This window comes from Nostoc sp., from assembly GCF_036917815.1.
Taxonomy (GTDB): Bacteria; Cyanobacteriota; Cyanobacteriia; order Cyanobacteriales; family Nostocaceae; genus Nostoc.
The window spans coordinates 135,728-158,151 of sequence record NZ_JBALEK010000042.1 but is presented as its reverse complement, the minus strand read 5'-3'; the positions used below and the strand labels follow the sequence as shown (position 1 = coordinate 158,151).

Sequence of the window (22,424 nt, the reverse complement as noted above, 5' to 3'; positions counted from 1 at the left end):
ATTCCAGAAAGTGCGTAGACGCTGACTCGGTTTGTCGCCAGACATACCTTGGCTTTTACTTGATATCGTCGCAGAGATCGCGATCGATCTTACTCACATTCGGGTTATTCTTCAGATAATCATGTAACCAATCACAACCACGCCTCAGTAAGCTATCTAGATTATCTAGAGATTCTAGCTGCTGCAAATGCCACAAAATCACAGTGTTATCAGCACTGCCCAAGGCTAGGGTCTTGCCATCGGGTGAAAAACTCACACTTAGTATCTCTGTACTATTACCAGTAAGAGTCCTGATCAAAGTACCATCTATCTTCCAGAGTTTCACCGTCTTGTCATCACTGGCAGTAGCAATGATTTTATCGTCAGATGAGAAACTTACACCCTTGACTTCATCGTTATGTCCTTTAAACTTTTTGTAGAAGCGAAACTCACCCTCACTGTCTTGCTTCCAAATGATCGCCGTTTTATCATTACTAGTCGTGGCAATCATTTTGCCGTCGTGTGAAAAGCTAACGCTGTAGACCCAACTTTTATGCCCATTCTCTGTGAGGGTCTTGTAGATTTTAAACTCCTTACCATTACGTTTCCAAAGTTTTATTGTGTTGTCATCACTTGCTGAAGCAATCAAGTTACCATCCGGCGACCAAGCTACACCTCTTACCCAATCACGATGACCTTTGAGAGTTTGGTAAGGTAGGGTTTCAAATTTGCCGTTGCCATCTCGCTGCCAAATTTTCACTGTGTTGTCTACGCTACTCGCTGCGAGTAGTTGATCGTCAGGTGAAAAACTCACATCGAATATCTTGTCGCTAGAGTCACTAAGGGTTTTGATAAAAGTACCATCCTGCTTCCAGAGTTTCACAGTTTTATCTGCACTAGCAGAAGCAATTATTTGGCCATCGTGTGAGAAAGTGACGCTATTAACCTGATTGCTATGCCCCTCAAGAGTTTTGATTAAGGTGCCATCAGGTTTCCAAAATTTCACCGTATTGTCATAACTGGCAGAGGCAATTATTTTGCCATTGGGTGAGAAACTCACCTTACTAACCCGATCGCTATGAGAATTGAGAGTACTTAGTACGCCACTTCCCATCTGACCACCTTGAATAGTACTGTCAGCACATGTGGAGGGACGGCGATCGCCTTTGCCTAAAAAACTTCCAGCATCAAGCTGCCAAAGTTTGATTGTAGTGTCAGCACTTGCGGTGACAAGGGTCTTACAGTCAGGCGAGAAACGGACAGCATAAACCCCATTCGTATGCCCTGAGAGAGTTGTCAGCAATGTCCCATCAAGCTTCCAAAGTTTTACTGTTTTGTCTTGGCTAGCAGAAGCAATTATCTTCCCATCAGGACTAAAACTGACGTTCATAACCCTCTCTCTATGCCCCTGAAAAACTTTTCGGAGTGTGCCGTCTGGCTTCCAAACTTTTACTAAGTTATCTCGACCAGCAGTGGCAATTGTTTTGCCATCCGGTGACCAAGTTACAGCCCAAACAAAGTCTTTATGGGCAGTAAAAGTGTTTAGCTCTCTGCCGTTACGTGTCCACAATTTCACTGTCTTGTCTCGACTACCCGTGGCAATAGTCTGACCATTAGGTGAGAAAGCGACGCTATTAACTCCATCTTTATATCCTTTGAGTGTTCTTATCAAAGTGCCGTCAGCTTTCCAAAGTTTTACAGTCTTGTCCCGACTAGCCGTAGCAAATATCTGACCGTCGGGAGAAAAACTTAGACCATAGACTCCGTTGCTATCTTTGGTATTATGAGGTTCAATGCTTTTCAATAGAGTACCGTCGCGCTTCCAAAGTCTGACATTGCCAGCGAAATCGCCTGAAGCAATCATCTGACTGTCAGGTGAGAAACTAACGCTCAAGACTTTATCTTTGTGTCCTTTGAGGGTTTTTATTAATGTGCCGTCACGCTTCCACAGCTTTACGGTGTGGTCCAAACTAGCTGAGGCAATTATCTCACCGTCAGGTGACAAATTCATGCCCCAGATTAGACCTTCATGTCCTTCCAAACGATTACGCTCTACTAACCAGTAAACTGGCTGTTGTAGTGCCGCTATAACTTGGGTGTCAAGTTGAATATCCGTTTTTTTAGGAGACACTTGTTTTAGTTGTTTTAGAAATATCCCCGCTCTAATGCCTTCTTTGAGAGCATCAAATTTTTGATCCGAGGCAAAAAGTGCTTCAGAAGTTTTACTAATGGCTTCTATTCGCTTTTCTTGTACTTGTATCTTTTGAGCTTCTTCCTGCCTCCAAAATACTATTGCTAGAACCGCCAGAATAGACATCATAGTGCCTCCAGCGATCGCCAAGTTTCGTTGTCGCTTGAGAACACGATTGAGTTTTGCTTCAGCGTGTTGTCGTTTTTCCTTTTCTTTTATCTGTTCTTCTAATTCTCTTGCTTGTTGTGACTGCCGGATAAAAGATACTAGATAGTCATGAACCAGTTGATATAAGTCAGCAGGGTCTTCAGGAATTTTTAACACCAGTCCTGAACCGACTAAAATTTCTAAGACTAGATTTAGTTTTTCTTTTTCTGAGACAATATCTGCTGTTTTTAAATCTTCCACTAAATTGTCAGAAGTTTTGAAGGGACGAGTGCCTTTTTCGTCTGTTAGTAAATATAAAACTACTCTGGCACAGAGTTCGTTTTCAGCACCACAGTCTTTAATAACTTCTTCTAAAAATCGCTCGACCAGTTTTTCTTTTGTTCCCGACTGATGATATTGATCTAAAGTTCTAATTTTATCTGTTTGGAGTTGCGCTCCGACAATTTGTAACTCAATCGGGCGTACTTCGCCAAGTTCGTCTGCTAAATCTTCTACCAATTGATCAATCAACGCAGGCTCTAAGTAAAAATTGGTTTCCTCGGTCAGACTTTGCACAACAGCTTTAGCATCTACTGAAGATAAATTTCCCAAATAATAGCGAATATTCTTATCTAAAATATTGTTATTAATTGCTGTAAAATTAAACAGGCGATCGCATTCCAATAAATAATGCAAATAATCTTCTCGCAAACAGAGAATAACCTTCACAAAAGGAATATCTAGACAAAGCCGCAAGAACTTATAAAATGGCTGCCTTTTACTTTGATCTGTGTAAATAAAGAAAAATTCTTCAAACTGGTCAAAAATTAAAACCGTTAACCGATTACGCTCGGCATTTTCCCGCAAATTTTCACAGATGAATTCTATCGAATTACTATATGTATCATTATCTGCGAAACGCTTTGCCAATATACCCGTCCAATCTGTATAAACTCGCATGACAATAGGTAATACATCACGAGCATCAATTGGTTGAAGTTGCAGGGTAGGTACTAATCCTCCATTCAAAATTGAACTTTTACCTGTTCCTGACTGACCATGAAATACAGTCAAATTATGGTCATTACGACTCATTCTTTTCATCAGTCGGTTGACATCTTGCTGCCGACCGGAAACAGCAATTTCTTGAGCAACTTTTACAAGCTTTTCTACTTGTACTAATGCGGGGTTAATTACCTCGTGCTGAGGAATTAAATAAGCTGCACCAATGAAAGCACGAAAACCATATTGATGTTCAATTTTAATTTGCTCTTGTTTAATCTGAAAAGCTGCAAGATATTGACATTGTTGGTAATAAATGTCTTGCAACCTCTTCAAAATCTGAATGTAAAGCTCTGGATCATATTGAGGTTTAGTTTCTCTTCTCGCAGCTTCTAGGGTAGCTAAAGCATCTTGCACCTTATTAAGCTGCTGTAGCGCTCTGGCTAGTGCAAATAAATACCAACCTTGATGATAATAACGCACCAATTCTAAATTAGCGTTGGGTTGGGTGGATTGATTACTAGCTACAATAAAAAGCGCTTTTTCAGCAGCTTGTTTAGCTTTACTCCAAGCAGAATGAGCAAGTGCTACTTCAGCGAGGAATCCATAAGCTCTTGCTTCTCTGAACCAATCAGGGTAAGTTTGATATAGAGTTAAAGCTTTTTGACCAACTTTTTCTAATTCATCCCACTGCTGAAGCTTTTGCAGTACTTCCCCCAAAGTGTTGATAAATTTTCCTACTAAGTCGGGACGATGTGCCCGTTCAAAGACTTCTAGACATTTATGATAATAATCTTTAGCACGTAAGCAAGCGGTTTCCTGTTCTGCTAAATGCTGAATGGCGTAGGTACGCCACCATAACCCTAAATTGTGCAGTACGCATCCTTCCTGCTCTAAGTTAAAACTCTGCTGCCAAAGTGCGAGACTGCGTTCATAATGCTGTCGTGACAGTTCCATCGAAACCGCATCTCGACCCAGGACAAATTCTAAACTGGCTTCTAATTCTGCGTCTAACTTCACACCCCGTTTTTGGAGTTCAGCTTGTGCTAACTCAAGTTCTACACGGTGCGGCGAACCGATTCCCAGATTGAGTGCAGAATTATCGAGAAATTTCCCTGCACCAGCATCTAAAACTTTGGCGAAAACTTCTTCAGATGTTTGCTTGATGAATTGAACTAAATCACCAGTTGCGATCGCAAAATGAATTATTGTTGCCCAACTCTCGAAATCTGTCGCTAATCTAATCAGCTTTTGCAAAACTTGGTCATTAACCAATAACAGCACAGGGAAGGGGAAATTTTTTCTAAATTCCTCCCGCACTTGGTTAGTTGAAGTTAGAACTATATCAATATCTTTAACAGACTCCAAACCAAAAACCATTAACGCTGATGGCTGTTCATCTCCCAGTTTTTCACCTATAGACGTGTAAAGAGTTTTGACTGACACAGGTAAGGTGATTTCACAGATTTTTACAGGAGATAGTTTATGTAGGCGTTGTACTATATCCTGACGGAAAGTTGCATAGTTACAGCGCAGCAAAATCAGCGAAAATTCTCCCTGAGAAAGGGTAATTGCTCGCACCAAAGTTTCCAATGAACGTTCATTTTCAGCAGTTAAATTTTCTGTTTCATGCTGATTACTCATAACCCGAATTCCTTGGCTTCAGCCAAAATCGGATTGATATCAAACCACGAACCATCCTCATTCCGGTATTCAAATACAAACATACTGCGGAGTAAAAGTTCGTATCTTTCATGACCTCTCAAGTTTTTCTCTTGCGCTACCTCACGTAGTAATTCCCATTCATCGGGCGTAATTGCCAAAGTTAGCTCATTGCGGCGTTGTTTAATTACCCTATTTACGCACTCTTGCGACAAAGGTGGGTCTTCTTGCTGAAGACAGCGAAACAATAACATCAACAAGTTACGCAAATGACCACCGCTAACTTGGCAAAGTCGCTCTAAAGTATCAGGACTATCAAAAACCTCAGTAATTAAATTCCGACTTTGTTCCCAACTGACACCAGGAAAAGCCCTCGCCATGACCATCTGTTGCAGTAGTGTAATTCCTTGTGAAAATTGCGAACCATCTTGTAATTGCACAGGAACCATCGGCAAAACCTTGGGGTCTACGCCAAAGCGATTTGTTAACCTTCCTAAAGCGTTGGAAAAAATCAACACTAACGGAATGGTATAAACAACATGACAATTTAGCTGGTTTAACTGTTCACCCCGTTCCACAAAGAGATATTCTGGCTGGTAATGACCGGAAGGTTTCTGAGAATTATCCACTCTGTCGAGATTATCTATAATTACCACCAGTCCTTTTTTACCCTGCTGCTTGAGTTTTTCTCTAGCAGGCTTGAGCAATTCTTTGTTAATTGATTCTAAAATGCCATTGGTACGCGGTTCTAAATATTGCCGTAACTGAGAGCGAAGTTTGGGACTATCTTTAGTTTTGGCAGTAATCTTGGCAATACCTACAGATAACTCTCCCCCAAGTTCTATCGGCGTTTGCAAAAATTCACCAAGTTCAGTAAACAGAGTTTGAAAGTATCCTGGCTTGAGATTAATTTTTATTGCTTCAAGACTTTGACTCACCTCACGAGCAACTGCCAATAATATATCTGTAACATCAATATCAGCCATATCCAAGCTTTGGCTAGACTCAAAATAAACCACATGAAATCCCTGCTGCTCTAACTCTGCCTTTAGCCGCAGTAATTCAGTCGATTTGCCACAACCGATATGTCCGGTAAATAATTGACAGGTACGTTCTTCAGGTGCAAGGCGGGTGATAGTTCGCCCAAGTTCCTCAATAATCCTGGCACCACGCACTTTAGAGAAATCAATATAATACTGTCTATCTTCCGGTTTGCTCACAATCAGAGTTTTACTGGGGTTGCAAGCTTGAAAAAATCTAACTAAATCTAGTTTCATCACAAATCACCCGACATTAGCGTGACGCTCTTGCCCATTTCAGTGATTATACAGACGATAAAGCCGCTATTTCGGAAAAAACTTCTTCAGATTGAGTGATTTTTTGTCTGTTCACTTAAACAGAATTCAGATGAACCCTACCCCCAACCCCTCCCCGCAAGCGAGGAGGGGAGTAAAAACTAGGATTAAAAACGTAGCTTTGGCTCTTGCTTTAAAATCAATGACAAGTGTCTATTCTACAAGAAATATCTACAATTCCAACTTTTCACCCCGAATTGAATAATCTAACAACTCCATTGGGTGAATAACTGAAATCTTCTTACTTTGCAACTGCAAATGCTTCGTAATTTGCAAAGTACACCCCGGATTAGCAGAAGCAATTAACTCAGCACCAGTATTCAACAAATTCTGCACTTTTTGCCGACCCAATTCTTCAGAAACTTCTGGTTGCAGCATATTATAAACCCCAGCGCTGCCACAACATAAAGCCGCATCTATTGGTTCTCTCAACTTCACCCCTGGAATTTGCCGCAACACCTGACGCGGTTGCACGCTAATCTTTTGTCCATGCAATAAATGACAAGCATCTTGATAAACTAAATTCAAGGGTTTATCAGTCAGTGGCGATAGTTTTGCTGTTAACCCAACAGTTGCCAAAAACTCTTGAGCATCTTTTACTTTAGCTGCAAAATCCTTTGCCTTTTCTCGATATTCTGGGTCACTTTCTAAAATGTGACCGTATTCTTTCAAAGTATGACCACAACCAGCAGCATTGATAATTACGAAATCGACATCAGTGTTAGCAAAACTATCAATCATCTGCCTTGCTAAAGCTTTTGCCTGTTCTGTTTGTCCTTGGTGTTCGGGAAGCGCCGCACAGCAACCTTGAGATTTGGGAATCACAACTTCACAACCATTCGCTGTTAAAACCCGTACTGTTGCTTCATTCACGGGTGAGAAAAAGAGCCGTTGCACGCAACCCAAAATTACCCCAACGCGGTAACGCTTCTCACCTTTGGCGGGAATCACACTAGGCAAATTATCTTGAAAAGATTTAAGAGTAATTTCTGGCAGAATTGATTCCATTGCTGCCAAACGGGGCGATATTTTATTGAGTAAACCCGTAGCGCGAAAGAATTTAGCAAACCCCAACTTTTGATAAACCAATAACGGAACTAGTAAAATCCGTAAAAGGTTAGGATAAGGAAACAAAGAAAATATCAGTTGACGAAAAAATTGATCTGGTAAACTCCGGGGATAATTCCGTTCAATTTGGTGACGAGTTGCAGAAATTAATTTGTCATACTGCACCCCAGAAGGACAAGTACTCACACAAGCAAGACACCCCAAACAAGAATCAAAATGTTCTACTGTTGCCGTATTTAGAGCAATCTCACCCTCATTAATTGCATCCATTAAATAGATGCGTCCTCTAGGAGAATCCATCTCCTTACCCAGCACCCGATAACTGGGACAAGTCGAAAGACAAAAACCACAATGTACACAACTATCAATCAACTTAGGATCAGGCGGATGATTAACATCAAACCCCTTCAAATTCTTTAAACTAGCCGTATCATTAACAGAATTTTCTGAAACTTGCATATTTCTATCTTTCCCCTCTCTATCTCAGCGTTCTCTGTGTCTCTGCGGTTCGTTTTCTTAAAACTAAATCCCATCCACAAACCGACCCGGACTTAAAATATTCTTACTATCAAACTGTTCCTTAATACAGCGCATCAACGGTAAAGCATTACCCGTATAACCCCAAACATCTATTTGTTCTTTAACAGCCCTTGGTGCTGACAAAATTGTTAAAAAACCTCTATGAGCTTGAGTGCGATCGCGCATCTTCAAAACTTGATTTTTACTCTCTAATTGTAACAAACCTAAACCACTACTAATATGAATCAAACCTAACTCCACCTGAGTCAAAATCTCCACGGCAGCAGTGGGTAACACTCCTATTTTGCAGGTAATTACTGATTCTGTAGCAGTAGTATGTATTCGTTCTTGCAATCTCTGCCATAGATTAGCTTCATCACCATCGGCAAAAATTGCCCCATCTAAGCCCAACTTTTGCCCTACTTCCAAAACTCTGTTTGACTGTTCTTTAACACTCTCACTAATACTTTGAAAGCGGGCAATTAATCCCAGTCCTTCACCCAACCCTAAACTAGACACTAATTTAGTTGATAGCAAATCAGCTTGGACTGGTGTTAACGCCGAACCCCGAAGGATATCAGCCGCTTGAGATATAGCCTCAGCTTTCCCAGTTAGTACCACTGTCCCCGATGCCTCTGGTAGCGGATACAGACGAAAAGTTAGTTGACTAATAAAGCCTAATGTGCCATAAGACCCCGTAAGCAACTTCATCAAGTCATAGCCGGCGACATTTTTGACTACCCTTCCCCCAGCCTTGGCAATTTCTCCATCAGCACGTACAAAAGTAATACCTAGTAACTGGTCGCGGACACTACCATAACGTTGCCGCAGAGAACCTGTATCACCTGTGGCAACAATACCACCAATAGTTGCCAACTCTGGTGCTGTGGGGTCAAGGGCGAGAAATTGCCGCGACTTTGCTAAAAGTGCTTGCAGATCAGAGAACTTCATCCCAGCTTCTACTGTCACAGTCAAATCGCCAACAGCATGTTCTATCAGTTGATTGATGCGTTCTGTACTAACTACAACATCAATGCCCTTAGCTAAACCGCCCCAACTGAGTTTATTGCCACTACCACAGGGGAGGACGCGCCAGTTATTTGTATGAGCTTTGGCAATGACTGCGGCTAGCTGTTCTTGGCTGCGGGGATAGACAATACAACTGGGTGAATTTCCAGAAGTTACAGCCTGTTGGATACGTTTTTGCTGACCGAGTTCGATATTTTCCCAAAGACAAACAGCATTTTCTTCGCCGACGATAGATGCAAAATCAGAAGCGCAGACGGCTTGCGGTCTGTCATTAGACATTGCTTTCATTGAGTTTATTTTTTTACACCCTACATCTAATTTACTGGCTAACCTGACCAAAAAAGCGCATTGCCATTAATATAGCGTGGCTTGAATATCAAGAGCGATGCCTAGGTTGGGCTGCACCAACGCCAGCTTGTAATTAGGGACTGACAAGAAATAAATTATCCAAATAAACGTAGACGCTGCATCGGCTTGCCGCAGGCTACCACTCCAGACAATAGAGTTGCCAGTGCGCCCTTGCGGTTAAGAGACTTGTTCGCGTAGCGTCTCCCCCTGGGAGAAGCAACTGGCGCAACACAGAGGAATAAGGAGGAGAGAGTTTTTTCGCCAGTTTTTTGAGTATTTTTTTATTTGTCAGTCCCTTAACGCTCATTGAGGATTGTTTTTCAGGCGATCGCTACTGGTTTAAAATAACGTGAGTTCGATAGCTATCCAAAAATTTGTGCATTAAAATGAGAAGCAAAGTCTTTTGAAGGCATCTCGCAGCGTCAAAGAAGAGAACAATAGACCGCTTTTTGATGGTAGATACAATAACAAAAAATATATATATTGAAACGACAGAAGGTAACTTTTACAAAAAACCTATTTCGACAATTCAATTAAATAACGACTCATCTACAGAACTTATAATTGCAGAAAAAACAAATATTAGTGTCAGTGTTGAGACTAAAATCAAAGAAAATCAAACATTTTATATAAAAAAGCAATAATTCCGGCTAGTAATACTTGTATTGCGCCTATTTTATTGGGGAATAATTGATATTGATGCAATAAAATTTTCCCTGAAAGTGAAACTCATCTTCAGTCCACATCACTTTCATAACGTGTAATTTTTGAGAATAAATTTATGTTGCTCTGACTAACTTAAAAAAAAAGTAACAGATGGGTAGAAATTACCCCTCTGCTACAAGCAAACGGAGGTATAAACTTGATTATTTAATTGGCATGAACCAATTCTTGAGGCGCTGCGGCATCGTATTCTACAGCTTTCACAAATTCCTTGAGAACGTCTTTGAGTCTTTGCTCAATTTCCTCATCTAACAGGACGCTGTTATCAGCTTGTCGTTGAACTTGTTTGTCTACTGCATAAACTGTAGCTAGGATATGCCGCGCTCCTAATTCAGATAACACAGGTTTCAGGGCATATTCAATTGCCAATAAATGAGCGATGGTTCCACCCAGAGCAATTGGTAACACTGGTTTACCTGTTAATGATTTTTGTGGCAGCAAATCTAGAAATGTTTTCAGGACTCCTGTATAAGCTGCTTTGTAAATTGGGGTGGCAATAATCACACCATCTGCCTTTGCTAATAAAGCTTTTGGCTGTTCTAAAGCAGGGCTGTCGTAACGTCCAAAAACTAAATCTTCAGCAGGCAAATCCCGAACTGAAATAATGTCTATATGCAGGCCTTCTTGTTGTAAAAGCTTGGCTGTGTATTCGACAAGACCGTAAGTTCTAGATGGATGGGTAGGACTACCAGCGATCGCGAGAATATTTGTCATTCAATTAAACTCCCAATTTCTAAAACGGGTTGAGTATGTTTTGTGGTTTTGGTCTGCATAGCTGATGCTGTGTTGACCTGATCACTCAGACGTTTGTAGGGACGGCGTAAACTCATACTCTCTACTTCCCAGATGTAGCCATGAATAACTACATCCTGGGGAATTAAAGGAGAATTACGCAGTAACTCCACCTGCTGTGTGCAGATTTCATCTACATCGGTAAACGTTTTGATCCATTTGGAAAAAACACCTTTTGGTAGCTTCAATTCTGGCAACGCAGGATCGATAGTAACTTGATCCACATCAATACCTTGATTTCGCAATACCTCACTGAGAAAATCTCCTGATGCTGTCATCATGCCACATTCGGTATGATTAATGACGATGATTTCTTTTGTGCCAAAAAACTGCGTAGTTAACATGGCTGACCGAATCGCATCATCTGTAACTAAGCCTCCAGCATTACGGAAAATATGAGCATCTCCTTCACCAATTCCTAATGCTTTCTCCACAGGTAAACGTTCATCCATGCACGCTAGCACCCACAAGCGTTTGTTGTTAGGTATTCCCAACTGACGACGCAATGCCCACGCTTCTTTTTCTGAGATTTTTTGGTCAATTTGTTGGTGCAGCATCGTTGGTAATCTTCTAGTTCTTAATTACTAGGATATGGACGTTGCTCTTTCTTGAGGCTTTTGCTTAGGGAAATCTTCATTCGCCACAATCTCACCAAATGGACTTAAGACATGTTGCTTCTCCACTGTCGGCAGATTCTCTAATGGCAGGTGCGGAAATAGAAGTTCTGCAACCCGATAAGCTTCCTCCAGATGGGGATAGCCAGAGAAGATAAAGGACTCAACACCCAAAGCAGCATATTCCAATATTCTGGCTGCTACAGTTTGGGGATCGCCGACTAAGGCCGTTCCCGCACCACCCCGTACTAAACCGACTCCCGCCCATAGGTTCGGGCTGATTTCTAATGCCTCACGATTACCGTGGTGTAATTGAGTCATCCGGCTTTGTCCAACTGAATCCATCCGCGCATAAGCTTTTTGGGCTTTAGCGATCGCTTCGTCATCTACATACTTAATCAATTGATTCGCCGCATCCCAAGCTTCACTTGTGGTTTCGCGCACAATCACATGTAGACGAATCCCAAACCGCAAAGTCCGGCCTTCTGCTTCTGCAAGTCTGCGAACTGATGCAATCTTCTCGGCTACTTGCGCCGGTGGTTCGCCCCAAGTTAGATAAACATCTACATGTTTCGCAGCAATTTTTTGAGCAACAGGAGAGGAACCGCCAAACCACAAGGGCGGATGCGGTTTCTGAACAGCTGGGAACAGTAGTTTCCCATCCTGAATGTTGAAATAGTCGCCTTGGAAATTGGCTTGTTCACCACTAGCGATCGCTCGCCATACTGTTAAAAATTCATCTGTTAATTCATAGCGCTGATCGTGATCTAAATGCAAGCCATCTCCCGCTAATTCTACGGGATCGCCACCTGTCACGACATTTATCAGCAAACGTCCTTCAGAGACGCGATCAAAAGTCGCCGCCATCCGCGCTGCCACTCCAGGCGATACCAAGCCAGGACGAATCGCCACCAAAAAACGCATCTGTCGTGTCAGTGATACCAGCGTTGACGCAATAATCCAAGCATCTTCGCAAGAACGACCCGTGGGCAACAATGCCCCTGTATAACCAAGGTCATCCACCGCTTGGGCTATCTGCCGGAGATAGGGAAAGCTTACTGCCCGACCACCTGTAGCTGTTCCAAGGTAACGTCCGTCGCCGTGGGTTGGGATGAACCATAGTAGCTGCATGAATCCTGTCCTTATAAAGTACGGTAATTACATAAAAATACCGTATTTTGTCTTTCGGTTCAAAGTATTACATATTCTACGGAACTAAGCAAGAAATTTTCAGAAAACTCCGGTATCTCTATCAAGAGAATGTATATTACGGCGTATTTAAGAAGGTGACGATCGAAAAAATTGTCCATAGGGTATGGTTATTATTGTCCAATATCCGGTCAAATTGATCCGATTCCCGCCTAGTATCTTTTGGAAAAATAATTTGTTGTTTCTTAGCTAATTTTAATGAGTTTATCAGGACTAATTCAGAGCGATCGCTGATTATAGTTATTAGACTTCTTGCATAAATCAAAAAAAAGAACCCCACCCCGCCTTTAACTTACGTCAAAGTCTCCCCTCCCCGCTTACGGGGAGGGGTTGGGGGTCGGGTGTTAGGGGACTTTTGCATGCTTGTCTATTCATGTAGGGAATTCCGTACTGGAGTTGATTGGCCAGTTAACCGGAAAATAGAAAATAATAGATATATGGACAAACGGTATTTTTTGCAGGCTAGTGCCGTAATCGTCGGCACGGCATTTTTATCAAGGTATATCAATTGGGAGTCACAAGCAATGACAACTTCTAAGAGTGGATTTGAAGTTACCAAACCAGAGTCAGAATGGCGCACAATTTTAACGCCAGAACAGTTTAGTGTATTGCGTAAACATGGAACTGAACGCCCTTACACCAGCTCACTGGATAAGGAATACGACCAAGGCACTTATTTTTGTGCCGCCTGTGAACTACCACTGTTTACATCTGATACCAAATTTAACAGTGGTACTGGCTGGCCCAGCTTTTTTAATCCAATTGAAGGTGCGATCGCCTTAACTGTAGATAAGTCGTTGTTTATGACCCGAACTGAAGTGCATTGTAGTCGCTGTGGTGGTCATTTGGGTCATGTTTTTGATGATGGTCCTGCACCCACTGGCAAGCGCTACTGCATGAACGGGGTTTCGCTGAAGTTTGTTCCTGCTTGATCAGCTGCGTAGGCGTAGGCTGACGTAGATATGGCAGGTACTAACCTAAATTATCCTATTTGCTTGGTTCTTGTTTCTGCTTTTTGTCTTTGGGATCTTTTTTAGGTTTTTTAACTTCTTTATTACTTTTTCTTTCTTTAGACATCAGTGTTCTCCAAATAGGTTAATCAGTGAAAGCTTCAACATACTGCCGTCAGGTAATCAGGAGGTGGCTTACCTGATATTCTTTTAAGACAAAAAAGAAAGTATCAGACATAAATGCTACTAACTACCATGATACTGTGTTGTTTGATTTTCTTCTGACAACTTTTTTGATCTATATTGAAGCACAATCGCCTTTAGGGTAGCATAGTTCAACCGTGCTACCCTAACCATTTATAGGGTCGCGACAAGTTCCTGTAGGCGATCGCGTCCATTGCGGAAAACCGGCCAACCATCCCCCACTAGCACTGCTTCTACCCGACTAAGTTGAGCCAACCTGCGAACAGAAGCAACAGCCTCCTCTCGATTCAGCAGCTTGTCATCTGGTAAAATGGTTAAGCTACCTGCTTTACGTGCCCGTACTAAATCCCCTGTAATTAAAGTTGTCTCCTCCAGTAACAGAGCCAATTCACCCGGAGTTTTAGAACCATTGAGTTCAATCACCTCTAGCCCTGGAACAAATTCTTCACCATCAGATAGCCAGCGATCGCAAGGTATAGGAAAAGCGTCTTTTTCTGCCAGAGGTCCGGCTATCTTAGCATAAGTTTGATCGGCAATTTCTTTACTTGCCCTGACATGCTCAGAATTCGTTAGCACAATCCAAACCACACCACCGAGGGATTTCAGATGATTCCAGTCATGGTTTGATAGGGCTACTGGGTCAATCAAGATGTTTCCATCTGGGCGAATCCAGGCAATCCCATTGAAATCAATATTTCTTGCCGGATTGAAGTTAGACCAGCTATACAGATCGGGACGGTGCAAAGATTTCATGATGATTCTGGATCGGTACGTTCAATAATTGACTATTAATCTCAATAATTCAGTATATAGATAATAAGGGCATTGGGCATTGAAAAGAGGCAAAGGGGCGGGGGGCGGGGGGCAGAGGGGAAAACTTATCTCCCTGCTTCCTCATGTCCCTGCTCCCCTGCCCCTCCCTCTGAATCTGGAATTTGAGTATACTACGATAAATCTATCGATATTATGAATATAGTCTGGGTTACAGTAATTCCCGCATAACCGCAATAGAGATCAACGGAGGTATAGGGGTGAGTGAGATACAGCGCCAAAAAATATCAGCGAAGGCAGAACAGTTTAGAGAGTCGGTGATTCGAGAAATGACCAGGGTGGCACTGCAACACGATGCAGTAAATCTGGCGCAGGGATTCCCTGATTTTCCCTGTCCCTTGGAGTTGAAACAGGCAGCATATCAGGCAATAGAGACAGATGTGAACCAGTATGCCATTACTTGGGGCGATCGCTCATTTCGTCAGGCGATCGCCAACAAAGTTCGCTGGTATCTCGGCTTAGATATTGATCCCGAAACCCAAATCACCGTTACCTGCGGTTCTACAGAAGCAATGGCAGCTGTGATGCTGGCGACAGTCGATCCTGGTGACGAAGTAATTGTATTTGAGCCGTATTACGAAAACTACGGACCCGATGCGATTTTAGCTGGTGCTATACCCCGCTACGTCACACTCCATCCCCCCCATTGGACATTTGATGAAGCACAGCTACGTCAAGCTTTCAATGCTCATACCAAAGCTATTATTATCAACACACCCCACAACCCCACAGGTAAAGTCTTTACTCGTGAAGAACTCACCCTAATTGCTGAACTTTGTCAAAAGTGGGATGTGTTAGCGTTCACTGATGAAATCTATGAACATATTCTCTATGATGGTACGGAACATATTGCCCTAACAACTCTTCCCGGTATGGAAGAACGAACCATTACTATTAACGGTCTATCCAAAACTTATAGCGTCACTGGATGGCGAGTCGGCTACATTTTGGCAAAGCCAGAATTGACAGCAGCAATTCGCAAAGTCCATGATTTTCTCACAGTTGGCGCACCTGCACCATTGCAACGAGCCGGAGTTGCCGCCATGCAACTGCCACCATCCTATTATGAAGAACTAGCCAAACTTTATCACCAGAAGCGAGACAGGATTCTACAGATTCTAGATCAAGTTGGCATTCCCTATTTTGTTCCCAAAGGAGCCTATTACGTACTTGCAGATATTTCCAAATTTGGGTACAAAACAGATGTTGAATTCACTTACCATCTGATTCAAGATATTGGTGTTGCCGTAGTTCCCGGTTCCAGCTTTTTCAGCCAACCAGAAAAAGGACATTCATTGATCAGATTTTGCTTTAGCAAAAGACCTGAGACATTACAAACAGCGAGCGATCGCTTACTAAAATTGCAATCAACTCTACAACCAACATCCTAATATTCATTTATTTTCTTCTGATTCATGGTAATTAAACATAGGGGTTGTAACCCCTATGTCCAAAGATAATTTTGTTTTAAGTAGGGTATAAATCACATTATGAATTACGAATTTTGAAGGTCTAAGTAAGTAGGCGAGAATAAACCAAGGTACTTGGAGTAATGTAAAAAATATTGAGATTAGTTTTCAGTGTTCACGTAGCAATATCCCCAAAGGGTTAGACTACAAATCTTTAATTATTTACGCCCTAAAATATTTTTTACTCTACCTATATATATATTGACAAAACTGCTGTGATATCAAATAGATTTGAAAATTTAAATTCTAAAATATTTGCTTAGTAGTATCACTGAATCTATGCTGCACAACACAGTTGATGTATCTGTATATATTCGGTAGTTATGACTAGTTGCAAAAGTCATAACTACCGATTTCTTCTCTGGTGTCAAATATTTTTATGTATAACTACTGTATAACAATTAAAAGCACTGATAGATATTCAGTGCAATTGCTGTTTGGTGTCCTGTATCACAAATTAGCAATTCCAGTAAGATAACCTTATCAAAGGCGTTGCTGGATGTTATAATCATGAAGTATCGGACACATACATTTTGCTAATTAATCTTTAAGCAGCGAAAAAATGTAACCTATAATGCTGTTAAAGTTGGCTTTGGGTATGCGAATCGTTACACCATACAGGAAAACATCTGAAAATATTAATCACACAATAAAACATGATTTGTTGACTTGTAACTTGGTATTAAGAATTCCATGTATAAAATCGCTATTATGACAGTTGTAAAACTGGTTTAGATTGTAAAATGCTACACATTTTACAGTTTAAAAATAGCTAACATAGCATCAAGACTCTCAATGAGAGAGTAAACTTACACAGTGTTACGAAGAACTTCAATTTTGTATGAATTCAAATAGCCAGTCTGCCAATTCTGCCGACACATATTCCCAACGTTTGGCAGACATTGTGGGAACTGCGATCGCTCTGTTGACTCTCACCCTACCCGTATTTGTCATCGCTCACTATTCTTCAACTAATGTTGAAAATAACCAGAAACCTCTGATCCAAAACCTCCAAAAAAGTGACGATTGATCAAGCTTCCCAGTAGCATTTCCTCAGCAGGATATCTGCAAAAAAGAGAAAATTGATGTGAGACAATCTCTGTAGATTCGGATGTAGTTCATCAGAAATATGCTGAATCTGTATTGTCTGACTCCAGGTTTTAGTTGTCTTGGCACGAGTAGGGGCAAAAATCGCTCCAACAACAATCAAGGGCAGAGGATATGCACAATACCCTCTTGTAAAAAGCGTTGCGAAGTTTCCTCGCAACGCTTTTTCCATTTATTAGCTAATTCAAGGGGGAGATGAGGGGGATCTGACTTTTCACGGCACCTGGGAAAGTCAGGAGGGGGATGAGGGAGAAATAAGAGGATGTTTTAAAAGTATTTGGCTGTGATTTTAGGCACTTAATGATCCCCCCGAGCAAGCCTTAAAAAGGGTGGAACCAGAATCAAAGTCCCCCAATTTATCGGGGAGCCACTGCGCCCTTGCGGTTAAGAGACTTGTTCGCGCAGCGTCTCCCCTTGGGAGAAGCACGTGGCGTGGATTTAGGGGGATCTAGAACGTTTTGCTACCGACAAAAGGACTTTTAAAACATCCTCTAAGCAATGCCCATAAGCAATGCCCAATGCCCTGCCTGGAATAAATACCTTGGGAAGAGATCCATATTGCCCTAAAATTCTACACGGGGAGCGAAGCTGACTGAATGCCCCATGATTCACTGTTACCGGAGGAGTTTTTTGTGGACTTATCTCGTATTCCTGCCCAACCGAAACCTGGTTTAATCAACGTTCTGATTGAAATTACTGGCGGAAGTAAAAATAAATACGAATACGACAAGGAACTAGAAGCTTTTGCTCTAGACCGAGTACTTTATTCGTCGGTACAATACCCTTATGACTACGGCTTTGTACCCAATACTTTGGCTGATGATGGCGATCCCCTAGATGGGATAGTCATAATTGACGAGCCAACCTTTCCCGGCTGTGTTATTGCCGCACGACCAATTGGCTTCTTGGAGATGATTGACGGTGGCGATCGCGATGAAAAAATCCTTTGTGTTCCTGACAAAGATCCGCGCTACACTCAGGTAAAATCCCTGAAAGATGTAGCGCCACATCGTTTGGATGAAATTGCCGAATTTTTCCGTAGTTATAAAAATTTGGAAAAAAAGGTGACTGAAATTCTCGGTTGGCAAGATGTAGACAAGGTTGCAGCAATAGTTGAAAAATCCGTCAAAGCTTATAGAGGATAATAGAAGAGTTAGGAGTTAGGAGTTAAGAATTAAGAGTTAAAAGTTATGAGTTAAGAGTTATAAATTTTTATTCCTCACTTCTAACTCCTCACTCCTAACTCCTCATTCCTCACTATTGTTACGGATCGCAAAAACTGCCACCAACCCCAAACCAGAATGCAGCGTACTATCCTTTTGGCCAAAATTCATAACTGTACCCTCACAGGGGCGAATATCAACTACGTGGGTAGTATCAGCATTGATGAAATCCTTTTGGAAAAAGCTGGGATCTTACCTTATGAGCAGGTGCAAGTAGTTAATAGTGCCAACGGTCAGCGCTTTATTACTTATGCGATCCCGGCTCCAGCCCATTCAGGAGTAATTGAGTTAAATGGGGGTGCAGCACGTTTAGGCATTATTGGCGATCGCTTGATTATAATGACTTACGGGCAGTTCACTCCAGAAGAGTTAAAAAATTACTCTCCTACGGTAGTCATTGTGGACGAAAAAAACAGGCTGTTGGAAGTGCGGCGCTACGATGACCTGCTCAGTAAGGTCTAATTTCAAGGAAAATGTCAAATTTTGAGTTGTCGGATTCCCAGAGCTACATACCTGAAAATTCAGCTACCATGCCAAGCAGTCCAGCAGGTGACTTTCTCGTTCAATTCTGGGGTGTAAGAGGTTTGATCCCCACTCCAACTAGCAATACCAATCGTTACGGTAGTAATACCGCTTGTGTAGAAATGCACGTAGCTGGGAAACGCTTGATTTTTGATGGCGGTACTGGCTTACGCATACTGGGTAAAACTTGGCAAGAACTGCAACAGCCACTAGAAGCCCATTTATTTTTTACTAACTGCCAATCAAACCGAATTCAAGGGTTTCCCTTTTTTGCTCCCGCATTTATTGGAGAAAATTGCTTTCACATTTACGGTACAGCTGCCTCTAATGGAGCCTCAATCAAACAATGTTTGTACGATCAAATGCTCCAGCCACACTTTCCTTACCCTTTACAGGTAATGCAGTCGGAATTACAGTTTTACAATCTGACTCCAGAAAGTGACGTGAAGTTAGATGATGTCACCATTACAACTGCATTAATCAATCAAACTCAGCGATCAGTTGGCTACCGAGTTACTTGGCAAGATTATAGTGTTGCCTACGTCACGGATTTGCACCAGAATGCCGATCAAGTTGAGCGAGAGCGGATTTTGCAGTTTATTAAAGGTGCTGACTTGCTGATTGCCAATGCCACTTACACTCCGCCCACCTCTCACAACCATGACTCTGCTGATTTACTTTGGCAAGCTGCGGTGAATGCAGCTCTGAATTCTGGTGTCCAACAGCTAGCTATTTCTCATCATCACCCAGATGATCATGATGATTTTCTTGACCAGGTTCAAGTTGATGTTAAATCTGCTTTTCCTCAAGCCATACTAGCCCATGAAGGTCTAATATTAGCTGTTGATATAGCGGTTCTCGGTCGAGTGAGGTACAACAACCCCACCCCCAACCCCCTCCCCGCGAGCGAGGAGGGGGCTTAAGATGTACCTCATCTGATTAGGAAGCGCTATAAGTGATTTAAACTCGTGCTTAACCAGCGACCAGTATTCCTGGAGCGATCGCACCCTTTGATAACCTAACGATTACCGCAACTCCCATTACTATGCCAAACTTTGATGCTGTCATTAAATGCATAGCTAACAATGGTTTTCCCATCTAGGCTAATTGTAAGATGGTCAATCCTAGACTTATGCCCATACAGTACACAAAACTGCTGCCTATTCTCCAGATCCCAAACTTCAATTTCGTTAATATTGCCAACGGCAAGCAGTGAGCCATCAGCTGTCATAGCACTATGAGGCATACCCGAATCAGGTTCGCGCTGGCTGATGCCAAGTGTATAAAGGACTTCCGTGGTTTGTATATCCCAAATCGCAACGGTCGTTTCTTCACTAGGTTTGTCCCTTTGTGCCACACCAGCAATGATTTGACCATTTGGGCGAGTTGCAACTGCATCAAGCCAATGCCTACAAACATAATTGGGGGAATGAAGGGAAGAATTTAAAGGTAGGGCATTAAATATGTTGAGAACTTGCCCATTTTGCCAATCCCAAACTTGAGTTAGAAGATCAAATGCTTGAGCTACCAAAATACTACCATCTGGACTAGATAGTAAACAGCGAATTGGAAGATATGCATTTGCAAATAGCAAGGTGCGGAGTAATTGTCCCGTTGAGGATTCAATAACATTAATCTCAATCGTGGCATTCGTACCATAAGAAGCTTTGCAGGTGGCTGAAAATAATACTTTTCCATCAGGAGTAAATGCTAAAGCACTGGAATCTCCTTGAAAAGAGAAGACTTCCTCTCCTGTCCAAAAGTCATAGGTTCGGAGATTGCCATAGCTATCATTACTGATGATGCTTTTCCAGTCTGGATTTACCAAAGTATTAAAGTGACCATACCGATCTCCATGCAGTTCAAATGAATGGTTGATATTCCCAGTGGTTAAATCCCAAACCTTGACAAGATTGTGAAAACAGCCTACCAGAAGAATTCCATCTGGGCTTAAGCTCAAGCTGTTTAAGTACTCTGAATGAGGTTCATCAAAGGTATGGAGACATGGAAACATAAACAGACTCTAGAAAAGAGTTCAGCGATAATAAATTTTTTAAATTATATATTTGGGTGGAAAAGAAGGTAGAATCGGGAAATCTACCTCATTGGGCTGCTGCCGCTAGTAAACGAGGCGGAGCCTCACAGAAGGCATTCCCAGCCAGAGGCTGGGAACGAGAGCAAGCTTTTCTAGACTGTCTAATATGCTTAATTTGACACCAATAACAGATGTGTTCTACGAAGCATTTTGCAACTCAGCTGTGCGTACTGAAAGCTGCTGTGTCTGATTACCCCGTTGTACTTTCACTTGTAATACTTGACCAAGGCGACTGTCTTCCACAAAATTCTGCAATTGTTCAGCACTGGTAATTGCTTTACCATCAACTTGAAGAATTACATCCCCGCGCCGCACACCCGCAGATGCAGCTGGAGAATTAGGGACAACTCGAATTACAAAAACACCATTAACTTCTGGTATTTGAATAGCAGAGTTGGGATCGGTGTTATTTTGCTTGGCAAGATCGGGCGTTAAAGTTAGCATTTGCACGCCCAAATAGGGGTGGGAAACTTTGCCATCACGTTGCAGTTGGGCGGCGATCGCTTTGGCTTTATCGATGGGAATCGCAAACCCAATACCCATCGCGTCAGGGCGAATGGCTGTGTTAATCCCAATCACTTCACCTTGACCATTTAATAGTGGCCCGCCAGAATTACCAGGGTTAATGGCGGCATCTGTTTGGATAAAATCTAAACGTTTGTCACTAATGCCGACTTGGGCGCTAGAACGTTTGAGAGTACTGACAATTCCCAAGGTAACAGTGTTATCAAATCCCAAAGGATTACCAACTGCGATCGCCCAGTCTCCTACCTGCACATTACTAGAAGAACCCAAGGGCGCTACTGGCAAATCGTTACCAGCGTTAATTTTGACCACAGCCAAATCTGTAACTTCATCAATACCTTGAACTTTCCCTTCAAAGGTGCGGCCATCTTTGAGTCGGACTGTTACTTTATCAGCCTTATCGACCACATGAGCATTAGTCAGAACTAACCCGCTCTTGTCAAGAATAAAACCAGAGCCTAAACCGCGCAACTGCTCAGAAGGAATCTGTTGCGGTAAGCTCTCACCAAAAAATCGGCGGAAGAAAGGGTCTTCCAAAAATGGATCAACGCGACGAGTAATTGTGCGCTCAGTATCAATGCGGACAACTGCGGAACCAACACGATTCACTGCTGCTGTGACAAAGCTACTGCTACCAATGGCAGCATTTGCTGGTGATTGTTGGGCAATTAATTTTGAAGTATCCCCAGCAGTTACAGAAGCTGCTGGTTCGGCTTGGGAGGGTAACACCTGGAATGTGCTAACGATTAGCACAACTCCTAGGGCGATCGCTAACAGATAAGTAGTAAATTGACGTAGAGACCGAGATATTTGGGGAAATCGCATAATCACAACCTAACCTATAAGCCTAATTGTTGCTT

Annotated in this window: 17 protein-coding genes; 7 read left to right on the top strand and 10 right to left on the bottom strand. The window is 42.2% G+C overall.

The features are described 5' to 3' along the window. Positions 1–55 precede the first annotated feature (55 nt). The 4 genes from V7K97_RS12840 to V7K97_RS12825 all read right to left on the bottom strand — a co-directional run bounded on the left by V7K97_RS12840 (position 56) and on the right by V7K97_RS12825 (position 9,240). On the bottom strand, positions 56–4,963 hold the full coding sequence (locus tag V7K97_RS12840) for an nSTAND1 domain-containing NTPase (RefSeq protein WP_334801376.1): 4,908 nt from the start codon (positions 4,961–4,963) through the stop codon (positions 56–58). Continuing rightward, the gene (locus V7K97_RS12835; RefSeq protein WP_334801374.1) at positions 4,960–6,258 is read right to left on the bottom strand and encodes a P-loop NTPase fold protein; all 1,299 of its coding nucleotides are present in this window, start codon (positions 6,256–6,258) and stop codon (positions 4,960–4,962) included. The genes V7K97_RS12840 and V7K97_RS12835 overlap by 4 nt, the downstream gene beginning before the upstream one ends. A 249-nt stretch (positions 6,259–6,507) precedes the next feature. Beyond that, positions 6,508–7,863 carry a (Fe-S)-binding protein gene (locus V7K97_RS12830; RefSeq protein ID WP_334801373.1) on the bottom strand — a complete coding sequence of 452 codons (1,356 nt, stop codon included), beginning with the start codon at positions 7,861–7,863 and terminating at the stop codon, positions 6,508–6,510. A gap of 63 nt (positions 7,864–7,926) precedes the next feature. Then, positions 7,927–9,240: an FAD-binding oxidoreductase gene (locus tag V7K97_RS12825; protein ID WP_334801372.1), complete on the bottom strand. Its 1,314-nt coding sequence runs from the start codon at positions 9,238–9,240 to the stop codon at positions 7,927–7,929. A 512-nt stretch (positions 9,241–9,752) separates the two neighbouring features. On the opposite strand from V7K97_RS12825, the gene V7K97_RS12820 reads away from it, so the two are divergent. Continuing rightward, positions 9,753–9,944, top strand: coding sequence for a hypothetical protein (locus V7K97_RS12820; protein WP_334801371.1), 192 nt, complete (start codon positions 9,753–9,755; stop codon positions 9,942–9,944). Between the two features lie 226 nt (positions 9,945–10,170). On the opposite strand, the gene ssuE is transcribed toward V7K97_RS12820, so the two are convergent. Genes ssuE through ssuD form a run of 3 tightly spaced genes read right to left on the bottom strand, consistent with a single transcriptional unit; the run spans position 10,171 to position 12,560 of the window. After that, a complete protein-coding gene (gene ssuE / locus V7K97_RS12815) occupies positions 10,171–10,737 on the bottom strand; it encodes an NADPH-dependent FMN reductase (protein WP_334801369.1) in 567 nt (188 codons plus the stop codon). After that, positions 10,734–11,372, bottom strand: coding sequence for a beta-class carbonic anhydrase (locus V7K97_RS12810; protein WP_334801368.1), 639 nt, complete (start codon positions 11,370–11,372; stop codon positions 10,734–10,736). The genes ssuE and V7K97_RS12810 overlap by 4 nt, the downstream gene beginning before the upstream one ends. Positions 11,373–11,399: 27 nt before the next feature. Then, complete coding sequence (gene ssuD / locus V7K97_RS12805) at positions 11,400–12,560, bottom strand: FMNH2-dependent alkanesulfonate monooxygenase (protein WP_334801367.1); 1,161 nt, start codon at positions 12,558–12,560, stop codon at positions 11,400–11,402. A gap of 515 nt (positions 12,561–13,075) precedes the next feature. Here ssuD and msrB point away from each other — a divergent pair. Continuing rightward, positions 13,076–13,570, top strand: coding sequence for a peptide-methionine (R)-S-oxide reductase MsrB (gene msrB, locus V7K97_RS12800; protein WP_334801366.1), 495 nt, complete (start codon positions 13,076–13,078; stop codon positions 13,568–13,570). 375 nt (positions 13,571–13,945) lie between these two features. Here the strand turns inward: msrB and V7K97_RS12795 are convergent, their stop codons facing one another. Next, entirely contained in the window at positions 13,946–14,545 is a 600-nt protein-coding gene (locus tag V7K97_RS12795) for an MBL fold metallo-hydrolase (protein WP_334801365.1), read from the bottom strand. A gap of 278 nt (positions 14,546–14,823) precedes the next feature. Here V7K97_RS12795 and V7K97_RS12790 point away from each other — a divergent pair, with 278 nt between their 5' ends. From V7K97_RS12790 to V7K97_RS12770, 5 genes are all read left to right on the top strand, one after another. Further along, entirely contained in the window at positions 14,824–16,014 is a 1,191-nt protein-coding gene (locus V7K97_RS12790) for a pyridoxal phosphate-dependent aminotransferase (RefSeq protein ID WP_334801364.1), read from the top strand. Positions 16,015–16,933: 919 nt separating this feature from the next. Further along, the gene (locus V7K97_RS12785; protein WP_334801363.1) at positions 16,934–17,122 is read left to right on the top strand and encodes a hypothetical protein; all 189 of its coding nucleotides are present in this window, start codon (positions 16,934–16,936) and stop codon (positions 17,120–17,122) included. A 709-nt stretch (positions 17,123–17,831) separates the two neighbouring features. Further along, entirely contained in the window at positions 17,832–18,344 is a 513-nt protein-coding gene (locus V7K97_RS12780; RefSeq protein WP_334801362.1) for an inorganic diphosphatase, read from the top strand. A 156-nt stretch (positions 18,345–18,500) separates the two neighbouring features. Next, positions 18,501–18,884 carry an aspartate 1-decarboxylase gene (gene panD / locus V7K97_RS12775; RefSeq protein ID WP_334801361.1) on the top strand — a complete coding sequence of 128 codons (384 nt, stop codon included), beginning with the start codon at positions 18,501–18,503 and terminating at the stop codon, positions 18,882–18,884. 11 nt (positions 18,885–18,895) lie between these two features. Further along, positions 18,896–19,867, top strand: a complete 972-nt coding sequence (locus V7K97_RS12770; RefSeq protein WP_334801360.1) for an MBL fold metallo-hydrolase — start codon at positions 18,896–18,898, stop codon at positions 19,865–19,867. 95 nt (positions 19,868–19,962) lie between these two features. Here V7K97_RS12770 and V7K97_RS12765 read toward each other — a convergent pair whose 3' ends face one another. Both V7K97_RS12765 and V7K97_RS12760 read right to left on the bottom strand, forming a co-directional pair. Beyond that, positions 19,963–20,958, bottom strand: a complete 996-nt coding sequence (locus V7K97_RS12765; protein ID WP_334801359.1) for a WD40 repeat domain-containing protein — start codon at positions 20,956–20,958, stop codon at positions 19,963–19,965. Positions 20,959–21,177: 219 nt separating this feature from the next. Next, positions 21,178–22,389 carry an HhoA/HhoB/HtrA family serine endopeptidase gene (locus V7K97_RS12760; RefSeq protein WP_334801357.1) on the bottom strand — a complete coding sequence of 404 codons (1,212 nt, stop codon included), beginning with the start codon at positions 22,387–22,389 and terminating at the stop codon, positions 21,178–21,180. Positions 22,390–22,424 lie beyond the last annotated feature (35 nt).